Raw genomic sequence first — 6,040 nt, forward strand, 5'->3', positions numbered from 1 at the left:
GTGCAGGCCCCGGCCACGCCGGCCACGCCAGCATCACCGCTGCCGCCGGCCGACGTGTCCCGCCCCGGCCTGGTGTCGCGTGTGCTGCGGGGCGTGCGCGTCGGTCGACCGCTGCCTGCGCGCGAACGCGCCGACATGGAAACGCGTTTCGGCACCCGCTTCGACGGCGTGCAGATCCACACCGACGCGCCGGCCGGCGCGGTCGCCGCCGAGCTGAACGCACACGCTTTCGCGCTCGGTGAACACGTCGCCTTCGCCGACGGCGCCTACCGTCCCGAAAGCGCCAGCGGACGCCAGCTGCTCGCGCACGAACTGGCGCACGTGGTGCAGGCCCGCGCGGCGCAGGGTGCACCTGAACCGGCATTGCGCCGCGACGGCGACGACGACACCGGTTTCTTCGAAGGACTGTTCAACTCGGCCGGCGAGTTCATCGCCGACCAGGGCTGGTCGCTGGTGCGGCGGTATGCACCCGACCTCGAACCGATCCTGCGGCGCGGACCGATCAACTGGCTGCGCGACCAGCTCGTCAGCGCCTTCGACGGCATCGTCGGCACGATCAATCGCCTCAACCCCTCGGCCACGCTCGACCAGCTCGGAACGGTGTTCGGCGGGCTGGTCGAACGCGCGAGCACCATCGTCGCCGCGCTCGCCTCAGGCAACTGCCAGCCCCTGTTCGATGCGATCGGCGAGCTCAAGACCTTCGTCACCGAAGTGGCCGGTGTCGCCTGGGAGCGATTGACCGAGTTCCTGCAACCGGTGGGCGACTTCTTCAGCGACCTGTGGTCGGGCTACGGCGCACCCGCCGTGCAATGGCTGCAGGAGTTCGCCGGCGATCTGTGGGCCGGCATCCAGCAGCTCGGGCAGGACATCTGGGACTGGACGCAGCCGATCCGCGATGCCGCAGCGGCGGCCTGGGACTGGGTGAAGGAGCAGCTCTTCGGCAGCGAGGAAGCCGACAGCGAAGGCAACAACTCCGAAGGCCTGGTCGGCTGGGTCGTGCGCAAGGCCACCGAGGCCTGGGACTGGGTGAAGGAGCAGACCCAACCGGTCTGGCAGCCGATCTCGGAAGCGGCGCAGAAGGTCGCCGAGCTGATCCCGCCGCCCTTTCTGCGCGACCTCGGTTCGCAGATGCAGCAGCTGTCCGGCGACCTGAACAACACCGCCGGCGAGATGGAAGAAGGCGCCGCGGGCCGCCCGATCGCCGAGAACCGCGCGGCGCTCGCGAACGCCCTGCCGTCGGTGCAGCAGATCATCGCGAGCGTCCGCAGCGCGCYGGTGGGCGCGGGCCAGTGGCTGCTCGACAAGCTCGGCGCGCTCGGTGCCGGTGTCGCCACCGTGATGGGCCGGCTGCGCGCGAGCAGTCTGCTCTCGCTGCTGGCCACCTCGCTCGGCTGGCTGGAAGACGCGGCCCGGCGGCTGCTGGGCTGGGCCACCGACCAGGTGCTGGGCCTCTTCAACTCGCTGGTGCAGGGCTTCGACAGCCTGACCCCCTTCTTCGAGAACATCCTCGACACCGTGCGGCGCGTGATCACGGTGATGGGCGACCTGTTGCGTCTGCCGCAGCTGGTGCTCGGTACCGTGTGGGGCCTGATCCCCGAGTGCATCCGCGAACCGGTCAAGAACTTCCTGGTGCAGCAGATCCTCGGCCGCATCCCGGTGTTCGGCCAGCTCTTCACCAACCCCGACCTGTGGACCCGCGTCCAGCAGACGGCGCTGGAGATCCTGCGCCAGGTGTTCGTCGACGGCAACATCCCGCGCGCGGCGTGGACCTTCTTCCAGGCGATGCTGCGCATCATGGGCCTGCCGCCGGAGCTGGTCGTGCGCATCCTGGCCAAGGCCGCGCAAGCCATCGGCGACGTGTTGTCCGACCCGCTCGGCTTCCTGATGAACCTGCTGCGCGCGATGCGTGCCGGCTTCGGCCTGTTCTTCGGCAACATCGGCACCCACCTGCTCAACGGCGTCGCCGGCTGGCTGTTCGGCCACCTGTCGGCCGCCGGCATCCGCCCGCCGGCGGACTTCTCGCTGCGTTCGGTGCTCGGCTTCGTGCTCGAGGTGCTGGGCATCACGGTGGACAACGTCTTCCGCCGCCTCGCATTGCGTGTCGGCGACACCGTGGTGCAGCGCCTGCGGCGCATGCTCGACGTGGCCACCGGCGTCTGGTCCTTCGTCACCATCCTGGTCAACGAAGGGCCGGCCGGCCTGTGGGCCGAGATCCAGGAGCGCCTGTCCAACCTCTGGGACAGCGTGGTGACGGGCGTGATCGGCTGGGTCACCGACCGCGTCATCACACGCGCCACGCAATGGCTGCTCTCGCTGCTGGACGCGACCGGCATCATGCCGGTGATCAATACGCTGATCGCGGTCTACAACGCGATCGAATCCTTCGTGCAGTACCTGCGCGAAATCCTCGAGGTGGTGTCGCGCGTGCTGGACGGCGTGATCGGCATCGCGCACGGCGAGATCGACGAAGCCGCCGGCTTCCTGGAACGCGCGCTGGGCGATTCGCTGCCGATCGCGATCGGTTTCCTGGCCAACCAGTTCGGCCTCGGCAACATCGCCGAGCGCATCCAGGAACTGATCGCGCCGGTGCAGGAGCGCATCAACGGCGCCATCGACTGGCTGATCGACCGCGCCATCCGCATGGGGCAGGCGCTGCTAGACATGGCGCGCCGCGGCGTGAGCGCGGTGCGCGGCGCCGCAGCGCGGCTCGGCCAGTGGTGGCGCGAACGTTTCGGTTTCCGCGGCGCGGACGGCCAGGCCCACAACCTTTACTTCCGCGGCGAAGCACGCGGCGCGCAACTGATCGTCGAGTCCGATCCCGAACCCTTCCGCGACTTCGTCGCGCGACAACCCGACGGTCCCGACAAGACCGAGGCCTTGCGGCTGTACAACCTGCTGCGCCAGAAGCAGGACCAGGCGGTGGCCTCGGGCGCGGCCACCGGCGGTGCAGGCCATTCCACCGGCAGCGGCACCGCCGCCGCCGGTACGGACCTCAGCGCCGAGATCAACACGCTGATGGAGAACCTGGCGACCGTCACCGGCCGGCTGATGACCGGCCGCTCCGGCGCCGACGAACCACCGGCGTGGGGACCGACCTCGGGGCCGGGCTACGGCAGCGACGTGTCCGTGCCGACCATGGGCAACGCGGCGCTGGCGGTCTGGCCGAGCGGCAGCGCACCGACCAGCGCCACCGAAGGCCTCGGCGACTGGCAACGCCTGCTGAAGCGTCGCAACGACAACACCGGCAACTCGTCGTATTACGTGCGCGGCCACCTGCTGAACCACAACATCGGCGGACCGGGCGGCACCTGGCAGAACCTGACGCCGCTGTCGCAGGAGACGAACAACCGCGGCGGCATCGAATCGATGCTGGGTCGCTTCGAGACGCCGATCAAACGTGAGATCGGCGCCGGCAAGACGGTGCGCAACTTCCACGTGCGGCCCAACTACCCCGGCGTCAACCGCAGCGCCCAGCTGCAGGGCATCGACCAGGAACTGGCCATCGCACGCGGACAGAGCACGGAAACCCGCGTGGATGACGGCCTGGACGAAGCCGAACTGGTGGCCATCCGCGGCGCTGTCGAGGCGGAGCAATCGATTCCACGTTCGATCACCTGCAGCGCCGTGATCGAAACCGCCGCCGGCAACCGGCAGACCATCAACGAAGTCATCGACAACACGCCCACGCTGACCAGCGGTTCCGAGTGGGCCAGGTATCGCGTCAATCCATGAGGTGCACGATGAACACATCCACGACCCCGGACAGGTGCGGCGCTGAACCCTTCGCGTTCGCCTTGCTGCAGTGGCCAGCCCTGGTGGGCGTGCTGTCGCTCGATGGCAGCGGTTGGCTGCAGGCACTGAGGATCACGCTCGGCGCCTGCCTCGCCATCACGGTACTCGCGGCCTATTCAGGCCGCCGCGGCCCGGGCTTCGGCAACACGATGTTGTTCCTGCTGGTCTGCGTGGCCGGGGCGTGGTGGAGCCATCCGAGCGCGTGGGCACTGGCCTGGCTGGCGCCGCTGCTGGTGGGGCTGAACGCCGCCCAGCGGGCGCTCGCACGCCGCACAGCCGCTCCAATCGGGGAGCAATCTGAAACTGCGCTGATGCGCCATGGCTGATGCCGGCGCCATGAAACCCGATGGCCTCACTTCTGTTGGAGCCCGTCACCCGAGCGCGAGGTGTTCCTGAATCTCTCGGCCAGTTTTGCGTCGATCATCTGGCGCACCCACGCTGCAGGGGCTCAAGTTCCGCCCAGTTCGACGGTGGGACAACCTCAGCCCACTGTGCGATGACTGTGCACCCTCTGTAGTGGATGCGCTGCGGGTTCGACATGATGGACTGTGAGCAAGCCTGGGTACTGTCAGCATGCGCTGGGCATGGCAGTTGAGAAGTCGGAGACCCTCCCAAACGCCACTGCGCCGACATGACTCCTCCTGGCAGGGAATGGAGCCGCACCGGGACTGCTCGGCCCCTTTCGGCACCGAGACCTTGCCCGATACGGCCACCTGTGCTGGCGAGCGTGCGGCACTCGCCTTTCGCAGCCTGATGGCCTACAGCACCAAGGGCCCGCTTCCGATGGCTGGTTCACAGCGCCAGGCGTCAAGCTCGGCGAGCGCTTGCCGATGATGGTGATGCTTCACGGCTGCCATCACCGGCTGAAAGTCGTAGAGCTCAATCTGTCGGCGCAGGGCGGCCTCCAGCTCGGCACGGGATTCATGCAACTCCTGCGCTTGCAGGTCGAGTTCGACCTGATGCACCTGCAGTTCGTGCAGCAGCGTCAGCGCCTCGGACGCCGTTTCCGGCGAAGATGCCAAGGTATGCAGCACGGCCAGGGCATCGGCAGCGCGGGCAACCTGCGGCGCTTCGCGACGGAAGGCATGGAGCTCTACGGCGTGCTCACCGGACTGGACGGCGACGGCGACACGCTGCGCTTCGCACCGCGGCTGCGCGAGGTGCTGGACCAGGCCGATCGCACCTACGAGGGCATCAACGCCTCGATCGACCGCCACGTCGCCGAGCGCGGCCTGCAGGCGCCGCCCGGCGACGCCTACCGGCCGCTGTGGCAACCGCTCGAGGAGCGCGAATCGCTGTCACTGCGCGGCGCGGGCATCACGAGCGTCGTGTGGTGCATCGGCTTCGCGCCGGATTTCCGCTGGCTCGATGCGCCCGTCTTCAACGGGCGCGGCCATCCCGTCCATGAACGCGGCGTGACCCGCGTCCCCGGCCTCTACTTCATCGGCCTGCCCTGGCTGCACACGTGGGGATCGGGGCGCTTCTCGGGCGTCGCGCGCGACGCCGCCTTCGTCGTGCAGCGGGTGGTCGAAGGGCGCGCGGCACATCAGTGGCGGCAGAGAATGCCTGATCTCCATCGAGATCGAACGTCGGTCATCTAGAATCGATCATCGATACTCAGCCGGAGCTCAGCCGCATGGCAACGAGCAGGAAAACGCTTCCGAAGAAGCAGGCGCGTGTCGCCGAACCGCCGCCGGCCGACGCGCTCTACAACGTGTCGCTCGACAAGGGCCTGCAGGTGCTGCGGGCATTCGACGCCGCGCATCGCACGATGACGCTGGTCGAGCTGGCCGCCCTCACCGGCATGAGCAAGGGCTCGGTGCAACGCACCGTGCACACGCTGCAGGTGCTGGGCTACATCGGCAAGCATCCGCAGACGCGCCGCTTCCAGCTGCTGCCCCGGGTCATCGAGATCGGGTTCAACTACCTCGCCGCGCATCCGCTGATCCGCGCGGCGCATCCCTACCTGTCGCAGCTGGCCAATGCCAGCGGCGAGACGGCCAGCCTCACCGAGGCGGTGGACCAGGAGATGGTCTACGTGGCCCAGTTGCTGGCACCCAAGTTCATCCCGGTGCTCACGCCGGTGGGCATGCGCATCCCGATGTACTGCACCAGCTCCGGCCGGGCCTTCCTGAGCCGCCTGCCGGAAGCGCAGGCCCGCACGCTGCTGGAGGCTTCGGCGCGCGAGCGGCGCACGGCCGCGACGCTGACCGACGTCGACGCGATCATGAAGCGCGTCGCCCTGTGC

4 protein-coding genes and 1 pseudogene are annotated in these 6,040 nt (G+C 68.7%); 4 read left to right on the forward strand and 1 reads right to left on the reverse strand.

Annotation, left to right across the window (positions count from 1 at the left end; genetic code table 11):
* Together AC1D01_RS17150 and AC1D01_RS17155 are read left to right on the forward strand one after the other, a co-directional pair.
* Positions 1–3,732: eCIS core domain-containing protein (locus AC1D01_RS17150; protein WP_477868317.1), on the forward strand; the 3,732-nt coding region annotated here is incomplete at its 5' end.
* A gap of 8 nt (positions 3,733–3,740) precedes the next feature.
* Positions 3,741–4,118, forward strand: a complete 378-nt coding sequence (locus AC1D01_RS17155; RefSeq protein ID WP_477868319.1) for a hypothetical protein — start codon at positions 3,741–3,743, stop codon at positions 4,116–4,118.
* Between the two features lie 432 nt (positions 4,119–4,550).
* Here the strand turns inward: AC1D01_RS17155 and AC1D01_RS17160 are convergent, their stop codons facing one another.
* Positions 4,551–4,826 carry a hypothetical protein gene (locus AC1D01_RS17160; RefSeq protein ID WP_477868321.1) on the reverse strand — a complete coding sequence of 92 codons (276 nt, stop codon included), beginning with the start codon at positions 4,824–4,826 and terminating at the stop codon, positions 4,551–4,553.
* On the opposite strand from AC1D01_RS17160, the pseudogene AC1D01_RS17165 reads away from it, so the two are divergent.
* A pseudogene (locus AC1D01_RS17165) lies at positions 4,827–5,393 on the forward strand (hypothetical protein); the annotation flags it as partial. It lies immediately after the preceding gene.
* Between the two features lie 35 nt (positions 5,394–5,428).
* Positions 5,429–6,040: IclR family transcriptional regulator (locus AC1D01_RS17170; RefSeq protein ID WP_477868323.1), on the forward strand; the 612-nt coding region annotated here is incomplete at its 3' end.

It is taken from the genome of Rhizobacter sp. P3_B12, assembly GCF_056402895.1.

Coding starts and splice junctions, on each gene's coding strand:
- AC1D01_RS17155 (WP_477868319.1), top strand. CDS start 3,741: ATGAACACATCCACGACCCCGGACAGGTGCGGCGCTGAACCCTTCGCG.